Below are 17,320 nucleotides of genomic sequence, written 5' to 3' on the forward strand. Positions count from 1 at the left end.
CCCCGGGGAACCGAAGGCTTTAAAGCCCACACAGCGGTAATGGCGAATTCCCCACTAGGAACAATGGGGGAGCGCAGGTGAGAGGGAGACTAGTAAGGTGGTGGACACTCGGGCTCATGCCAGTTCTGCAGGCCCAGCCCCCGGACTTTGATGGAGAGGAGCCGCCGCCCCAGAGAAGGGAGCAACCTCCTCCGGAGGGACATGACGATTTCGAGGAGGTGCCGCCCCCTCCCCCCGGCGGGCCGGCTGAGAAGGCAACCTCTCCCCCATCTGGACCGGTACCGGCGCCCGCGGGGCCTGCAGAATTCGAGGAGGCTCCACCGCCGGCCCCCGGCCAGTCCGGAGCCCCAGCCCCGGAGAGTCCTGAAGAGTTACCGCCCTCTCCTCCTCCGCCCCAGCCGGCCGCGCCCGGGGAACCTGTGGAGTTCGAGGAAGCGCCTTCACGTCCCCCAGCGCCCGAAGCGTCCATGGAGTTCACGGAGGCTCCGGGTCCCGGTCCCTCGAGAGAAGCTCCACCACCCGAGGAGTTCGAGGAGGCCCCGGCCCCCGGACCTCCCGAGCAACCCGCAGTCCCTCCGCCGGAAGCTCCCTCCCCGGCAGTCACCCCCAGGGGCCCCGAGGAGGCTCTACCGGGCGAGCCGGAGGTATTCGAAGTGAAGGCCGAGGAGGCGCCGCCGGTTTCGCTCAGGACCGCCCCGCCGGCCGAGGCCGAGGCCCCCGAGACCAGACCGGCCGCCCGGAGGAGGGCGGGCATGGTCAATGGCCGGGGGCTCGTCAACGCCCGCGGGAGGGCCAACGGCCTCGTCAATGGTCGGGGGCTGGTCAACGCGAGGGGCAGGACAAACGGCCTTGTCAATGGCCGTGGATTGGTCAATGCGCGCGGAGCGACGAACGGCCTCGTCAACGGCCGCAGGAGGGGGCTGGTCAACGGCGCGAGCCTCGTCAACGGCCGGAGGCGGAGGGGTCTGGTAAACGGTGGCGGCCTGATAAACGGTGAGGGTGTTATCAACGGCCGGGGGCTGGTCAACGGCAAGGGCCTGATAAACGGCCGCGGTCTGACCAACGGAAGGCAGCTCGTTGCGGCGGAGACCGTGCCCAGCCGCCCCAGGCCGCGGAAGAGGCTGATGATGGCCGCTCTCGCGGTCGCCATCGCCCTCCTGATAATCATCCCGATATTTTATATAGTGCAGGTGGAGAAGGGCATAGCGATAGACGGCATCTTCGCCGACTGGAGCGGCGTGAGCAACAAGTACAACGACGGCGGCGCCTCGCCCGTGCCATCGACGGACAACAATGTCGACATCGACATGTTCGGAGCGAGCGCGAGCGATACCGACCTATCCTTCTATCTGAAGGTCGCGGGACAGGTGCTGAAGGGCGCGGGCAACGGGGTTGATACACTTACTATTTTCATAGACAAAGACCACGACGGTAACGGCTATCTGGTCAATAGCCCCGGAGGGGTCATCCACGCTGACCTGAAGCTCGAGGTCTTCGGCTGGGACGGACTCGTCAAGTCCGCCTCATATTCGAAATTCGAGGGAGCCAACCCGAACGACTACTCCGGCTGGAAGAGCCTCGGGGCGGCGAGGGCAGCGGTCTCCGGGAGCGAGCTCGAGGCGCAGGTCTGGTTCAGGGATACGGGTATGTCCCGGAACTCCGAGGTCAGCATCCTGTTCTACCTGCGCGACTCGAACGGCGAGGAGGACTACTCCGACTTTACGATAGGAATGAGCACCGGCGTCCTTAGCGTCAGGCAGAGGGAGCCGAGCCTTGGGGGTGGAGGAGGGAGCCTTGTTCTCGACCTGACCGCGCACGCCCGTACAATCAATGTGACATCGATAACGGTCACGCGTTTCGGGAGCGGGGGAGGGGGGATGCTCCAGCTCAGCGGGCCCGGAGGGCTTGAGAGGACGGCCTCATTCGCGGGCACGGGGAGCCTGACAGGCTTCGTCCTGACGGTCGAGAGAGACCGGACGGTCTCGGTCACGCTCTACGCGAGCGGTATGAGCGGCGTATTTGGAATGGGCCTGGCATCGCCCACGGCGGTCACGGCCAGCACGAACGGCCGCACCGTCCACGTGTCGGTCTCGGGCTACTCAACGGCGCTCGTCAATCTCGCCGGTGGTGTGCCCGGAGGAATTATCATAGACGGGGCCTTCGAGGACTGGGACGCCACCCGCGGGAGCGCCGGGTACCGCTCCCGGCTGGACAGGAGCGACGATGTACAGCAGTCCGGGAGGGTCGGGACGCCGGGGCTCATTGACAGGGGCGGGCTGGCCTATTACCCAAACGACAACATCAACCTGCAGGAGGTGGCCGAGTACGACTCCGGAGGCGGGCCCCTCTATTTCTATGCCAGAGTCGCCGGGAAGGCGATGGCGGGCCAGCCGGTTCCGGCGACGAGGCGCGGGACGCCGGGGCCCTCCGGACCTCCATCTCCACCGAAGGAGCTGAAGCTCGTGGGCTCGGACGCTTTTTACGTTCTGATAGATGACGATGGCAACAAAAACACCGGCTACCCGCTCTACACGGAGGACGGGGACCTCCTGATCGGAGCGAGGTACTGCGCCGTGGCGATAGGGAAGAACGGAGTGGTGCTAGAGGTCAGGACCTTCGTGTACGACGGCGGCTGGCGCGAGGGGGGCTTCTCAGCCACCGCGGCCTCGGGGGGGAAGAGGATAGAGCTCTCCGCGTCGGGCATCGCGGCCCTCGTGGCCCACAGGACCATCATAATAGCGGAGGACTGGACCTGCAACGCCGACCGGAGCGACGCGCCGCTCGTCGGCGCCGGGAGGAGCGGGGGAGAGCCGACGCTCATAGTCAACGAGGTGGATATTGCGAAGCACGTGATAAGAATCGGCTCCTCGAACAACCCGCTCTTCAGAATCGAGCTGGAGGCGCTCAACGGAGAGGTCGAGGTCAGCGGAATCGAGCTCCAGAGGGACGGAACCGCCCCGGATGAGGATATCTGCCTCGTTCGCCTGATGCAGGACGCCGACGGCGACTGGGAGCTGACGGTGGGAGACCGGGAGCTCGCGGCGACGGTATTTGTCAATGGAAGCGCTAACTTCACCCTCGCGCCGCCCGTCGTCGTCAGGCCGGGGGAGATTGTGGTCCTAATCGTGGCGATTGACGTTAGGGAGGGGGCGGGGGAGTATGGTAGATTTGGGGCGGGGATAAAGAGGGTGGAGAGCAGCGGAGTCGAAGTGGATACTATTATCGAGAGCGAGACGAGAGATGTCGTATTTGTCAAAACGAATGGAAGATGGCAATCACTGACAGCATGTGTAATTAATGAGATAAAAAAGAAAAGTAGTGGTTACGAAGTTGAATGGATTGAAATTCTTAATAAATCAGGAAATAAGATTTCAGATTGGAAAATTTCAGAATCTCTCGGATCATGGAGCATATCTATTACTTTAGAAAATGGAGAATGTAAATATTATGCAATCGGCGAAGATATTGTATATTGGAAAAAAGATTCTACTTACAATACAATTTATTTGTATGATAATAATAATAATTTGAAAGATTCAAAAACTCTTTCTGAATTAACAGAAGGTGCCTATTCAATGGCTCGTTATAGAGATGCAGATGAAAATCCCACGGATGAATGGTATGATGAGAATGAGCCTACACCTGGAAATAAAAATGATTTAATCCCCGAGTTCCAAGATATTATCTATCCACTCGCCGGCCTTATTGCTGTAATCGTCGTAATCCGCGCCGCAGGCCGGGGGCGCACCGGGGGTATGAGGCGCATGAAGAGTGGAGCGGAGAAGACGATCCGCGCGCGGAGGCGGACCAGCGAGCTCTAAACCTATCATCCTTTCCCGTTTTCATAGTGGCGCCTCTTCAGCGCCTCCATAAGTGCCTCACGGCGCCATCTGCTCCTCAATCCAGACGATAACTTCCTTCGCGTCCTCCATGAGGGCCTCAGCCTTTTCCTTTGTGTAGAGCTCATAGGGCGGCTCGCCGGAGGCGTCGGGGTATCTGGACAGCGTGTAGTGCGGCGTCAGCTCGCGAAGGCGCGTGTCGTGCTCGGGAGGAACGCTGGCGATGTGGCCGAGCCTTATCAGCGAGTGCTTCTCCTCCGGGGGCTCGAGGTTCTTGTGCATCAGGAGCGCCCGGAGCATCTTCTCGACCGATTGATGGCAGAGCCACGCCACGAGATAGAAGTCGCCGGCGGCGAGGGCCCTCTCGGCGCTCTCCATCTCTCGCTTCGCCTGCTTCACCCATATCAGGACGCGATCCTTCACCGCCCAGACCCGGACTATCTAGATGCTTAGGGGTAAATGAAGTTATCTGGGAACAGCCCGGAGCGTCTGGAGGCAAGTCGCTGGAGTAGGAAGCAAGGAGGCAACGGTCTCTATCCATCCGGAATAATCGAAAAGGGGGATGAGTTGGGAGAAGTTTCGGAGTTCGCCGGAGGCGGTCGATGGAGCCTCCGGCAGCGGTGGCAAAATGGAAAAATGAACGATAATAATATATATAATAAATCGAATGGTTATACCGAAGGGAGCCTTGTGACGAATACGCGAGCGGTGGTGTGTGCTGTCCTCCTCGCCCTTGTCCTGCCCTGCGCCCTGCCAATCGCGCCTGAGGCCTCCGGATACGAGATAACCCGCTTCATGGACGGGGCGCTGGAGAGGGAGCTGGTTTTCACAGCGGAATCGCTATTCGCAACGGTCCAGCTGTCCATTCCGCGCGCTACAAATCTGTCCAGAGCCGAGCTTAGCATCTCCTCATCAGCCTCATCGGTCTCTGCGTTGCTGATGGAAAACACCTTCGCCTCCGGGTCTATCCAGAACCTGACCCGCGCCAGTGAACTGCGGCTGGTCGAGAAGGACCGGTGGTGGAATACTTCATGGTCTTACAGAGCTCCCATATCGGTCAACTCCGGTTCCAAACCAAGGCGCAACATCACCGTTGTCGCCGACATCAATATTTCTCTTCTATTCACGAACCTCGGTATTCTGGGAAGGTCCCTGGATGCGAAATCATTGAGAATCATTGAGGTAGATGCAAACGGCGACCCTGTGATCTTCAATGCCTCGATTGCCGGACCCGAAAAGTACGAGGTCCCGATGAGGTGGTCGAGGGCACCGGGCTACAGCGCGCCCGGCAATGAAATAATAAGGCTCGAGTGGCTCCTCGCTGGCGATACCCCGCAGAATAGGGAGCGCAGGTTCCATCTATACTTCGACGACACCACCGCAACCCCTAAGCCCGAAAGCGACGCGAGGCTGGCGTTCTGGGACGATGTTCTTTTCTCCAACTGGGCCCCCTACACCAACTTCGGTCTGCTCTACAGAAACTCCAACGGGAATTTCTCCAATGTGCCGTCAGGTAGCTTCCCCACTAACGCCTCCGCGGCTGTGATTACCGGGGACTTCAACGGGGATGGCTACCCCGACGCCGTCTTCGCCAACTGGTACAATGGCTCGTCCTACGAAATCACGAGCGACATCTTCGCCGGAGGCCCCGGGGGGCCAGACAATGTTCCCGAATGGTCCCTCCTGACCTGTGGGACTTTCGGCTGCGCCGTCGGAGACCTGAACGGCGATGGCATCGACGACATCGCCTTCCCCGGCCTCAGAGTCGGCTCTAACTATAGCATCGGGAGCAGGGTTTATCTGGGGAACGTGGCGGGCCCGTCGAATGACTCTGCGATTCTTTTCTATACAGAAGGCGCCACGGACGCGGCGATTGCCGATTTCAACCGCGATGGGCTTAACGACATCGTTTTCTCCAACGCCTACAACGGAAGCTCCGGAAACATTTATAGCTTCATATACTACAATAGCGCGGGCGGAATCAACCCTGTGCCGGATGTCCGACTCCCGAGCCAGAATGCCTATGCAGTTGAGGCCGCGGACCTGAACAGGGACGGCTGGGTGGACATCGTCATCGCCAACCGCAAGAACACGAGCCTCTCGGGCTCCGCGCAGTACAACATCAACAGCTTTGTATACTACGGGGGGCCGGGGGGATTCAACTCCACCCCCGACGTCCTCCTTCCTACATACGGCGCCCTCGACGCCAAAATCGCGGACCTGAACATGGACGGTTGGCTTGACATAATTTTTGCGAACTACAACGACGGCGCAACCTATAACACGATGAGCCATGCCTACTTCGGCGGCCCCTCGGGCTTCTCGACCACGCCCGGCGCCTACTTCCAGACATCGTGGGCCTACGGCGTCTCCGTGGGCGATGTGAACAATGATGGAATTCCGGATGTGGCCTTCGCGAACTACTACAATGGCGTTTCGACCGACATCAACAGCACGATATTCCTGGGGCCATGTATCGGGCTCCAGCAGCCTGACATATTCCTCCCGACGCACGGTGCGAATGACGTCCACATCGTGGACGTGGACAGGTACGACATGTCCAGGGACCTGAGCCCTCCCATCGTCCACCCTGGCGTCCCCGAGGGGCGCTACGTTCCCTCCGGGAGCTACGTATCTGCAGAGCTCGTCGAGGACGAGCGAATTCTCTCCGCCTCCGCGACCTGGAACGCCACCGTCCCCGCCCAGCCCTCCGGCTGCTACGTGACCGTTGCGCTCTCCGGCGACGGCGGCGCGAGCTGGATCGAGGTCTCAAAGGGCGAGAGGCTCGATTTCACAACCCCGACGAAATCGCTGAGGTACCGCGTTGCCCTCCACTCAGACCCAAGGGCAGTCGAGACGCCTGTCTTCAAAGACATCACGATATTTTATGAAAAGGAGAGCTACCCCCACAACGTGACGCTGGACGTCGGGGAAGACGGCACGGTTGACTGGCGCTGGCCCGGCAAATTCCCAGAGAGCGTCACGGTCAATGAGAGCACCCCGGGCGTCGCTGGGAAGGGCTTTGTGACGCTCCTCATGGAGCTCGTGCCTCGCGTCGGCATAGGGAACCAGACCGTGCCCCTTAGGCTCGCGTCGGAGAGGCCCGGCGTCCTGAGGCTGCGCGGCCTTAGCATCGCCGGCAACTACGCCCCCGAGGCCTTCCTCCCGATTCCGGACTTCCTGATGCTCGAGGACACCACAATAGAGAATGTGCTCAACTTCAACAACTTCTTCAGGGACCTCGACGGCGACCCCCTGCAGTTCACGCTTACGGGCGGACGGAACGTGAACGTCATTATCGCGACCAACGGCAGCGCGAGCTTCTCGCCCGCGCGCAACTGGTTCGGCACCGAGCGCCTTACGGTCAGGGCCGCGGACCCTTCGGGCGAGAAGGCCGAGCTCTCCTTCGCTGTCGAGGTCAGGTCGGTCGAGGACCCGCCCTTCTTCACCGCCCCCCTGCCAGACGTGAGTGTTCCGGAGGGAGAGAGCGCGCCCCAGCTCTTCAACCTGCTGGACTATATTGAAGACGAGGATACGGTGAAGACCGCGCTAATATTCTCGGTCGTCGAGGTCTCGAACAGAAACGTCTCCGTTCTCATCGATTCGAGCCGCAATGTGGAGGTATCATCGAGACTCGGCTGGAACGGCACCGCTGTGGCGAGAATCAAGGTCTTCGACGGCGAGCTCAGCGCCTTCGCCCAGCTCAACATCACGGTAGAGAGGGCGAACAGGCCCCCGGTTGTTTCGGCCCTGCCAAGCATCAGCCTCCAGCAGGGCAGTGTGATGGAGAGAGCATTCAACCTGCGCAACTACACCTCCGACCCCGACACACCCATCGAGAATCTTGTCTTCGCTATAGAAAGCAACAACGAGCCCTCCTCGGGCGTCTCCATCGACACAGAAGGCTGGGTCCATGTACGGCCAGCATCTGAGTGGAAGGGGACGGCGCTCGTCGTCGTCAACGTAACAGACGGCCAGTGGACCGTCAGGGCATCTTTCACCGTCACCGTTCTGGAGAAGCCCGCGACCCCCCCTCCGACGCCAGCCCCAGTCGAGGACAGGACCCTCGACTACATCCTGATCGCCCTCCTCATCGTCCTCGTGGTCGCTGTGATTGTCGATGTGGGCCTCAGGGTGAGAAAGCCGCCCCCGACTCCCCCCCAAGCAGGAGCGGTCGAAAGGAAGGAGGAGGTAGGGGCTCCGCCGGAGGCACCGGAGTCGAGGGTGGAGCCGAGGCCACCGGGTGAAGGCGCGGTAACCCCCGCTCCTGAGGAAGGCGGTGTGCTGCCGCCCGTGCCGCCGACCGGCGAGGGCGCGCCGGAGAGTGTCCCTGGAGGCGGTGAGGTCCCGGCTCCCGGCGAGACCGCCGGGCCGCGCGCGCCAGAGGCACTGATTGAAGAGCGCGAGGTGCCGCCGGAGGGCCCCGCGCCACCCACCCCCAAGGAGGAAACGGGCTTCGAGGTCGTTTCGGTCGAGGAGATGCCGGGGGCCGGGGTTGCGGCTCTGCCAGAGGGGGGAGCCGAGGTACCTCAGGTCCCCGAGAGCGTTCCTGACGTGACGCCGCCGGAGGCCGGAGCAGAGCCGACACAGGAAGCCCCCCACACGGAGGGAGAGGCCGGGGCCGCGGCCGGAGCCGGTTTCGAGGAGCTCCCGGCGCCGGCCGCTCCAGGAGTTGAGGAGCGGCCCGCCGGCGGCGTGCCGGAAGAGAGGCCCGCCGCGCCCATGGGCACTAAGAGCGCCGCAGAGCTGCTTGCAGCACTGGAGGGAAGAGCCCCAGCGGAGGCAGCTCCTCAACCCTCCCCTCCACTGCCTCAGGAGCCCCCGGCCCCCGGCCCAGCACCCGCGCCGGGCCCGATAGGCGAGGAAGGCCCACCCGGAGAGGTCGAACAGCAACCGCCCAAACCCGTCACGAAGGTCAGGTGCGCGGGCTGCAGGGCTGCCATCCCCGTTTTCAGCACCCAGAGGCCGCTCGTCGTCACCTGCCCCCACTGCGGGAGAATGGGTATGCTGAAGTAGGCCTGCTCGTAGTGCATCTGCGCTGAGGGGTGGCTGGGGGACAATGGAGTGGGGGGCACCCCGCGCCTTTCCTCAGGCGATATCCTGTCCCGACAGACTCGGGGTCTTCCGCTTTCCGGACGCAGATGGCGGTCTGGAGGCGCCGGGGTCCGGGCCCGGCAGACCGTGGTCATCTACGTTTACTCCCCGAAACCCTTCCCCACCTCTGCTGAGGGGCTGCCCAACCGGCTGGAGTTCGAGCGGAATCGCCACCATTTGAACGAAGGAGAGACCCTTCCAGCGGAGCCGCGAGAGTAAGAGTTCTGCGATGCGGTACTGTCCGCCGGAGGTCATCAGCCGGCACCGGAGACGACGCCTCTCGCCCTTCATCACACCTCCGATACAGGCGAGGAGGCTCTTCAGGTCCTCGGGATGGGCCTCGAGAACCACTCTCCCTCTGGCCACATCCTCCCTCCTGAAGCCTGTCATCTCTTCGAATCGATTGTTGATGAATATGCAGCGGAGCCTCCGGTCCACAATGCACACCCCCGCTGGCATGCTCCAGAGCATCTCGTCGCAGAACTCGCTCTCGGACCTTCTCGCCTCCTCCACGGCCTTCAGATCAGTTATGTCGACGCGAACGCCGGCTATCCCCGCTCGCTCACCTGTCGAGTCGGGGACTGGAGAAGCGCAGTCGAGCACCCAGCGGTAGACGCCGTCGGCGCGGAGCCACCGATAAACCAACCGGGCGGCGTCCCCTGAAGCCAGCTCCCGGAGAGCGCGCAGCACTCTCCTCTGGTCCTCGGGGTGGATGCGTGTCTTCCACAGGGCGGGGCGCTCGATGAACTCCGAGGGGCTGAAGCCCGTGAGCTCCTTCACCTTCCCTCCGACCCAGCTCGACGCAGCCGAGCCGCTGGTCGAAAGAAAATAGACGAAAACGGGAAGAGCTTCAGGAGATGGAATGACTGGGAGTGTGCCGCAGGCCTTTCTCTTTTCCTTCTCATCCCCTCCCTCGCCCGCCGCCGGTGGCATGGGGAGCACTGTGAGCTGGATGGACCCGTCCGGACCGCTTAGCTCCACAATCTGCCCGGAGCCCGTCTGGCCCACTGTTTTCAGAATTCTACGCAACTTCTGCCTTTCCTCTTCTCCGCAGAGCGATTTGAGGCTTTCGAAGAGACTCATAGCCTCATCATTGAGTCTGAGAATCTCGCCATCCGAGCTCGCCAGAAAAAGAGGTAGCGGGGTTCCTCCAGGGTCCTCGAGCAGCCCAGCTATATCCTCCTGTCCAGTAACTGGCCTGGTTCTGAGCAGTCGGGGGTGAGGGGCACCACCAGTCACCCGGCCGCCCGCTGTTCCACCATCTACAAGGGCTGGACGGGGCGGCGATGGCCGAGGGATGGTGCGTACTCCCAGAGGAATCAGGGGAAGATCCCCGCCGGCCTTAAGGTGGGGGCATGCGGCTACCTCTTTCAGGAGACCTCCCATCCCGGTCCTCAACCGCTCATATCTATTACAACTCGTGATATAAATACCTTGCTGGAAAAATTAACAGCAAAGCCTAAATACTTAAAACTCCGCCACCGACGGTAGAATCAACACAGGGGCAGCACGCCGAACTGAAGGATTTCCATCCTCTCCTCGGGGGTCAGGAGGCTCGAGCTCAGGAGAATCGTGGCCCCGGTGTTTCTGGCGACCCGGACGAGGTCCCTGACGAGGTCGAGGGCGGCGAAGTATCCCGCGTTCGTGACGATGTAGTCCAGATTCTCGATGAGGACCACAGACCTCTCCGACTGCTCGATGTAGTCCCGCACGGTGTGGAGGAGAACATCGCACTCCGAGGGAGGCAGCGCCCTCTCGTAGACCGATTGGGCCATCCATATCACGGGCACCCTCCTGAGGCCCGTCGCCGCCCTCAGCGAGACGGGGTGGGTGCGCGTGACGACGAGGCCGGGTATCCCGGCGCGCGCCGCGGCCAAGAGCGCCTCCCTTGCCCCGGCGACCCCGCCCTCTCCGGCCAGGTATACCCCGGGCCCGGGTCCCGTCCAGCCCTCACCGCTGCCGGGTCCCTCGGCTGCGGGGGCCGGGCTGAATGCCTTGTACCTGAGGACGAGGAGGGTAAGAATCGCCGAGGCCCCCGCGGACGCGTAGGGAAAAATCGCAATGGAGACGCCGAGGAAAGGCAACAGGGCGTCGCAGACGGGGCCAGCGACGAAGAGCACGGTCAGGGCCGAGGCAATCATCTCTGGCTCCCTCTCGGATAGAACGGCCTCCGAGCGGCCGGCGTATAAAAAGAACGAGGCGAGGAGATAGAAGAACGCGCCGTGTAGCAGGTAGGCTGGATGGGGTGGGCTCCAGCCGTAACTCACGCCAGCCGCGAGTAAGAGTAGAGCGGGAATGAATAAGAGCGGCCCCCGAATGATTCCCCGCCCCGAGAGGTGCTTTCCTGATGTGTAGCCGAGGGTGAATAGGGCGACGAGAGGGGCCTCCGCAATGGAGAGAGCGAGGGACGCTGTCGGATCGCTCGGCCAGAGATAGGTCAGGTCGTGGATTGAGAATGTGCCGATGAGGACCGCAAGAAGTGTGGCGACGCGGCCGCGGGCAGACCGAACGAGCAGTAGAAGAAGGCCGACGTGGAGGAATAGGGGAAGGAGGAGCCACTGGTCCAGGAGCCGAGTGAGCGGGGAGACCTCCCTCATCTTCAGCCCCCTCTCAGGGTCCTCAGGGGCCTGAACTCGATCACCCTGACGATCTCGAATGGGTTCCAGCGGTGGTAGGCCGCCTCCCACTTGCGCCTGAACTCCTCGAGCGAGCCGGACCCATCGGCTATTGCGTCCTCCTCGGTCAGGTCCGCGAGCCTTTTCCGGTAGACATCGGTGATTAGGAGCTGGGCAAAGGAGCTCCCGGATGCAACCCTGAGCTTTGCGTCGTAGACGCTCCCCGCCCTCATCCTCGTCCTCCTCAGCGGGCGAATTGTGAGAGTCTTGGAGCCGTATTGGATAAGCCTCACCTCTTCCGGCCGGAAAACGAGGGCGCCCGCGGAGCGCCTCCCGATAGAGGTGTTCCCCCCGGCCCAGAAGATAACCTTCAGGAAGGCGAAGGTGACGAGGCCGCCGATGAGGACGAGGGGGAGCTGGCCAAGCTTGTAGAACTCCGCGTGACCCCAGAAACCTATGACGAGCAGCATCGAGACCAGGAGAAGCACCGCGTTCCGGACAGCGGAGGATTGCAGGCGTTTCTCGGTCACGAGACATTATTGAGCTGAGGGGAGATATCCGTTTCGGAGTGGGGCGGCACCGGGGAGCTGCGCGGCCGGCCTATGGGCTGAACGAACGGGCGGGGCCGTTGGCCCGAGGGGCGCCGGCCCCTTTCAGAAATCGCGCGCCCGCGTTCAAGAAAAGGACAGCCGGAGGGGCCGCTGCGGGAAATTGCGGGTCACTTGAAAAATAAGGCTCGGGTCACCTGTATTTCCGTCGGAGCACCGAGAGCGGGCAGGGATGCCAGCGAGGGAAATTGGCTGCACGGGGGGGCTGGGGGGCGCGATTTCCTGCCCGACCCGGAGAGAATTTCAAACGATTCGAAACCACACCGGAATTTTTAAATAACACACCACTGCAATTATCTCACAACGCCTCAGGAGGGCGGCGGAACCAAGGTCGGAAACAAAGGATGCGGTGCATGGGTCGCGGCGGAGGTGCGGGTTGTATGGACGGCGGCGGTCTGAAAGAGCCAGAACCGGCATCATCCGTTGCCCCGGCCATCCCGGGGCTCGTGAGGCCCAACGGGGGACAGCCGGCCTATCTCTCCCCCCTGGAAGAAATTCTTGCGGGCCACCTCTCCCACTCACGGCCGGGTAGCAGGCTCCTCCTGACCTGTCCTTACACAAGAATTCTTAAAGTGGATATGGCCGTGCTCCGCGTTCTCCTCGGCCGGAGGAGGGAGAGAGGCATATACGTCTCCATAGACAGGCCCCACAGCTTCGTCCAGACCGCACTGAGAAAGATGGGTGTTCCTCTCGATGGCCTGATATTTATTGACGCCGTTTCAAAGCTGACGGGCATGAGGGCTGAGGGCTCCATGGTCAGGTTCCTGTCCAGCGGCTACTCCCTCCCCCTCCTCGACGACCTCTTCAGCAGGGCCTACCTGCCGGAGGGCATCCAGATGCACTTCGTCAGGCTGGAGGACCTGAGTTTCGTCCTTCTGGATAATATCGTGGTCATGCTGCAGTACACCACGCTCGAGAAGGTCAGGAGGACGGTCACCCTGCTGGGGGAGGCGGTTAAAAAGTTCACGGACATGAGAGCGCTCATCACACTCGACCCATCCGTCAGTCCGGAGCTCTACTCGATTGTGAAAGGCACCTGCGACCGAGAGATTTCCCTGCTGGAGGCCGGGCTTTGAGTGAGACTCCTGCCTCAGCCGAACACGGGGCTCTTCTTGAAGGTGAGGGCTTCGTTGTCTGCCCTGTCAGGTTCCCGATGATATCAAAAGTCATGATTGGAATTCTGGACAAGCTCCTGAGACGGACGCAAGGCATAGGGGCGGTACTCTCCCTCGACAGGCCGCACAGCTACATCAGCCGTCTTGTGGAGAAGAACGGAATTCCCCAGGACAGAATTCTCTATATAGACGCAGTGATGGGGATCTCGGGAGAGAGCCCAGAGCCGGACGGGGGAGCGGAGATGCTGCCCGCGCCCTTCTGCATCAACATTCTATCGGACTTCATCAACGTCTGTGGGCCTAGGTTCAGCGAGAAGAGACCGGGCTTCCTGCTGATTGACAACCTCAGCGCTCTCACGTCGTACGTTTCCGAGGAGTGCCTCAAGAGATTCCTGGAAAGCCTCCTCGTCCTGAGTAGGCAGACGCCCGGGCTGAGGTGCGTTTTTGTTCTGGACAAAGACGCTCATCCAAGAATTTACGAAATGGTTAGGGCGATGGGTGCGAGGGAGGTGAGCCCTTGAATGCTGGCCCCAGGCCTGCCGCCCCATGGGAAAGCGCCCGAACGGACCAGGCAGTGGCGAGCGGGGAGCGCCCCAGGCCCCGTCTCCCCACGTCGGGCTCAAGCCTTCTCCCGGCGGACAGGTGGGCCTGCCTTGTCAGAGAACTAAGCACCGGGAGGAAACTGCTCGTAACCACCTCCCCACGCCTTCTGAATCTAGTGAGCCTGTACGTGGTCTGTTATCTCCAGAAGCATCCCGGAAGCGTTCTGTTCATCTCCGTGGACCGACCCAAAGGATACATGTCAAAAATGGTAGAGAGGTACTGCCCTGCAAGCGGGAAAGTGGTCTGGAGGGACTATACGATGATAAATCAAGCGAGGGTTTCCCATGTTGCCGGTCTCTTCGCCCCCAAGCTACTTCTAGATGCCCTCGACCACCTTTCCCGAGTAGAAGGCGGAGAGACCTCGGTCGTGGTTTCGAACGTCTCCGCGCTGAGCTACTACAACAGCAATGACCGCGTCCGAGAATTTCTTGCAGCCCTAAGCAGAGAAGTCGACGAGGGACGAATAAAGAAGATTGCGATAATAATGGACGGTCAGGGGCAATATATATATAACGAAGCAAAAATATTTACTGAAAAATCGGTCGACATCGGGTGGTGAGGGAATGGGCGAGATCGGTCTGATAAGAATCAAGTCTGGGATCCACGGGCTCGATGAGATGATGGAGGGCGGGTTCGCCTTCCCTTCTACAGTGCTCGTTGCCGGAAGCGCTGGAACGGGGAAGACTACGTTCGCCCTCCAGTTCCTAAGCCAGGGCGCGAGGGAGGGAGAGCAGGGAATCTTTTTCACCACTTTGAGCGAGCCCACGCAATGGATGCTGAGGTTCGTCTCTCGATTCAGCTTTTTGGACAAAGACACCTTCGGCAAGCAGATAAAGTACGTCGACCTCGGACCGTTCCTCAGGGAGCAGAGGGACCCCGCGGCTATGCTCAAGTTCATAGACGACCAGATCGCCGAGCACATGCCCCAGAGAATCGTTATCGACCCCGTCTCAGTCATAGGAGGAATGATCAAGGGGGACTACAGGATGTTCCTATACGACCTGACCACCCACCTGAAGAACTGGCAGGCCGTGTCCATACTGACGGGTGAGGTCCTGCCCAACGAGCCCTACCCGGTCGAGATATCGTACATCGTGGACACGGTCATCATCCTGAGTCTCGGCCTCACCCCCGAGGGTGCGCGCAGGAAGTACTGCGAGATTCTCAAGATGCGCGGCACCACTCACGCGACGGGCCAGCACCTGATGGACATATCGAGAGACGGAATAACGGTCACGATGGGGCTGAAGTAGGGCTCATTCGAGACGGAGCCGCCATGTCCTACAGGTCTGAGCTGATTTTTCAGGAGCTGCGGAGGGCTCTGGAGCGGCCGGGGGCGGGCGGTGTTCTTGTCACGGTAAGGGCCACGTCGGTCACAAGAATCAATCTGTCGGTCCTCAGGGTTCTTCTTACAGAGAGGGGGGAGCGAGGAATATTTCTCTCCCTCGACAGGCCGGACAGGCACATGCTGGAGCTTCTGGAGAGGCACAACCTCGCCGCCCCTGGCGAGGCATCTTCCTCGCAGGAGACGAGGCCAAAGAAAATAGTCGTGGCCGCGGGCGTCATCAGCCCCGTGGAGTTCTTAGACGAGGTCCTCGCCCGCCTCTCGGACAGGGAGAGGGCCCCTGCGCTCGAGGAGGACCTGAGGTCCTTCCAATTCATAATGGTTGACAACCTCTCATCTATGGCTCTTTATAGCGGCCCTCGCAATCTAGAGCGATTCTTTAGGGGCATGGAGGAGCTCCTCCTGCGCTTCCCAAACCTAAGATGCGTCTTCGTCACGGCAAGAGGGGCGCCTCCGGAGGTCATGGCACTTGCCAGGAGAGTATGTCCCGTCGAGGTGGACATAAAGGACGAGTGGCTGATTTGAGCGCTGAGGGGAGCACTAAGTGGGAAGCACCCCGGAGCTTCAAGAGCCAGTGGAAGGGGGGAAACCCTTTTGCAGCCCGCGCTACATCCTGACGAATCACTCCTGGAGGTCGCGGAGCTCGCGGCCCGGGGCAGGAGGTGGGAGGAGGCTCTCTCGCTCCTCGACAGGGTTCTTGAGGCTGCACCTGCGCTGGAGCGCGCCCACATCCTTCGATGCGGAATTCTAAGGGCCCTCGACCGCCGGAGCGAGGCCGTCGCCTCGGCCGAGGCCTTCGCTTCCGCGCTCCCCGGCTCGGCGAGAGCCCACCACGAGCTGGGGGTGTGCCTGAGCGCCGCGGGCAGGTATGAGGAGAGCGTGGAAGCCTTCAGGAGGGCACTGGAGCTTGACCCGAAACTGCTCGAGGCCTGGAAATGGATGGGAATCGCTCTGGGTAGGATGGGAAGGCTCGAGGAGGCCTTCCGGTGCTACGAGCGGGCCAGTGGCAGGGCGCCGGAGCTGAGCGTTCCCGTGCCGTCCGGGCCCGCGCCATCCGGGCTCGAGACAAGAATTCACGAGCTGATGACCGGAATGATGGAAAAGGGCGGCGGTTGCGTGCGGGTCGAGACAGACCCCGCACTCACCTTTAGGACTAGCGTCCTTCTTCTCTCGATTCTTCTCAGGGACTGGGACATGGACGGCGTCCTGGTTTCGCTTGGCAGGCCCGCGGACGTCTACCGGAGAGCGCTTGCCGCTAGGGTTCACACCCGCCACCCCCCACACTTCGTCGAGGTGGTGGCGGGCGGACCCTCGCCCGAGGCCGAGGGGGCACGGGAGTGGGTCACAAGCCTCTCCGCCTTCGAGCCCGATAGGATAGACGCCGCAGTCAGGGCGGGGCTCCAGAAGGTCGCGGAGATGTACGGCGGGGAGGAGCACTTCGTCATCATAGACGATATAACAGCGATGGAATTCTACAACGGGCGCGAGGTCGTGAGGAGGTTCGTCGCGGGCTTCTTGGGGGAGCTGTCGTTGCTCAACATCTTCTGCTTCGTAGTTGTTCCCACGAGAAGAGCGCTGGAGCTGCTTGGGCTCCTTCCCTTTTTCTGTCGAGAGAGAATTTGCGTGAGGGCGGAGTGGCTTCGCGAGTGACCCGTGAAGGGTTTCCGGGCCGGCGCCCCCCTGAGTCAGAGCAAAACCTAAATACTCGGGCATATAAAGAATTCCTATAGAGTAAAAATGATGGAGCCCACACCTGTAAATATGCTGGGTCGTCCCGTGAGAGATGCAGAGGGCCGGAGGATCGGTGTCATAAAGGGCCTCCACCAGCGCTTCTGCCCCGGCGGCTTCGAAGAGGTCTCGATTGTGAACTGCAACGGCGTGATTATTGCAAGGGTGGAGGAGCTCGTGCCGGCGGGGCAGGAGTTCCTTCTTATAGCAAACAGGGAGCGAAGGGAAGAGGGGCAGAAAAGTTCCGGAGATGGCTAGGCGCATAGACGGGCGGCGGTCCTCTTGGAGAGGGAGCGGCAGTCGTGAGGCTTTCCTCCTTCCACGGTTAAGTTGCGTCGTATGTAAAGGGTGCGAAGCGGCGGGCAATGCCAGG

At 61.4% G+C, this 17,320-nt stretch carries 13 protein-coding genes; 9 read left to right on the forward strand and 4 right to left on the reverse strand.

Translation table 11 applies throughout. The features are described from left to right. Nucleotides 1-77: 77 nt before the first annotated feature. Nucleotides 78-3,821 (forward strand): hypothetical protein, encoded by a 3,744-nt coding sequence (locus QW379_01550; GenBank protein MEM2869095.1) that lies wholly within the window; start codon nt 78-80, stop codon nt 3,819-3,821. Nucleotides 3,822-3,878: 57 nt separating this feature from the next. Here the strand turns inward: QW379_01550 and QW379_01555 are convergent, their stop codons facing one another. Then, nucleotides 3,879-4,262: a HEPN domain-containing protein gene (locus QW379_01555; protein ID MEM2869096.1), complete on the reverse strand. Its 384-nt coding sequence runs from the start codon at nt 4,260-4,262 to the stop codon at nt 3,879-3,881. 267 nt (nt 4,263-4,529) lie between these two features. Here QW379_01555 and QW379_01560 point away from each other — a divergent pair, with 267 nt between their 5' ends. Further along, a complete protein-coding gene (locus QW379_01560; protein ID MEM2869097.1) occupies nt 4,530-8,855 on the forward strand; it encodes an FG-GAP-like repeat-containing protein in 4,326 nt (1,441 codons plus the stop codon). 72 nt (nt 8,856-8,927) lie between these two features. Here the strand turns inward: QW379_01560 and QW379_01565 are convergent, their stop codons facing one another. The 3 genes from QW379_01565 to QW379_01575 all read right to left on the reverse strand — a co-directional run bounded on the left by QW379_01565 (nt 8,928) and on the right by QW379_01575 (nt 12,078). Then, the gene (locus tag QW379_01565) at nt 8,928-10,331 is read right to left on the reverse strand and encodes a PAS domain-containing protein (GenBank protein ID MEM2869098.1); all 1,404 of its coding nucleotides are present in this window, start codon (nt 10,329-10,331) and stop codon (nt 8,928-8,930) included. A gap of 95 nt (nt 10,332-10,426) precedes the next feature. Continuing rightward, complete coding sequence (locus QW379_01570) at nt 10,427-11,530, reverse strand: DUF835 domain-containing protein (protein MEM2869099.1); 1,104 nt, start codon at nt 11,528-11,530, stop codon at nt 10,427-10,429. A gap of 2 nt (nt 11,531-11,532) precedes the next feature. Beyond that, nucleotides 11,533-12,078, reverse strand: coding sequence for an ASCH domain-containing protein (locus QW379_01575; protein MEM2869100.1), 546 nt, complete (start codon nt 12,076-12,078; stop codon nt 11,533-11,535). A 458-nt stretch (nt 12,079-12,536) separates the two neighbouring features. Between QW379_01575 and QW379_01580 the strand changes: the two genes are divergently transcribed. The 7 genes from QW379_01580 (at nt 12,537) to QW379_01610 (ending at nt 17,205) form a co-directional block, all read left to right on the forward strand. Further along, nucleotides 12,537-13,232, forward strand: a complete 696-nt coding sequence (locus tag QW379_01580) for a hypothetical protein (GenBank protein MEM2869101.1) — start codon at nt 12,537-12,539, stop codon at nt 13,230-13,232. Beyond that, nucleotides 13,229-13,792 carry a hypothetical protein gene (locus tag QW379_01585; protein MEM2869102.1) on the forward strand — a complete coding sequence of 188 codons (564 nt, stop codon included), beginning with the start codon at nt 13,229-13,231 and terminating at the stop codon, nt 13,790-13,792. The genes QW379_01580 and QW379_01585 overlap by 4 nt, the downstream gene beginning before the upstream one ends. Then, nucleotides 13,789-14,433 (forward strand): hypothetical protein, encoded by a 645-nt coding sequence (locus tag QW379_01590; protein MEM2869103.1) that lies wholly within the window; start codon nt 13,789-13,791, stop codon nt 14,431-14,433. Before QW379_01585 ends, QW379_01590 begins: the two co-directional genes overlap by 4 nt. Nucleotides 14,434-14,437: 4 nt before the next feature. Continuing rightward, nucleotides 14,438-15,127 (forward strand): ATPase domain-containing protein, encoded by a 690-nt coding sequence (locus QW379_01595; protein MEM2869104.1) that lies wholly within the window; start codon nt 14,438-14,440, stop codon nt 15,125-15,127. Between the two features lie 23 nt (nt 15,128-15,150). After that, a complete protein-coding gene (locus tag QW379_01600) occupies nt 15,151-15,744 on the forward strand; it encodes a hypothetical protein (GenBank protein MEM2869105.1) in 594 nt (197 codons plus the stop codon). 69 nt (nt 15,745-15,813) lie between these two features. Next, nucleotides 15,814-16,869: a tetratricopeptide repeat protein gene (locus QW379_01605; protein MEM2869106.1), complete on the forward strand. Its 1,056-nt coding sequence runs from the start codon at nt 15,814-15,816 to the stop codon at nt 16,867-16,869. A 111-nt stretch (nt 16,870-16,980) separates the two neighbouring features. Next, a complete protein-coding gene (locus QW379_01610; protein MEM2869107.1) occupies nt 16,981-17,205 on the forward strand; it encodes a hypothetical protein in 225 nt (74 codons plus the stop codon). Nucleotides 17,206-17,320: the final 115 nt, after the last annotated feature.

The sequence above is a fragment of the Thermoplasmata archaeon genome, from assembly GCA_038851035.1.
Classification (GTDB): Archaea; Thermoplasmatota; DTKX01; order VGTL01; family VGTL01; genus JAWCLH01.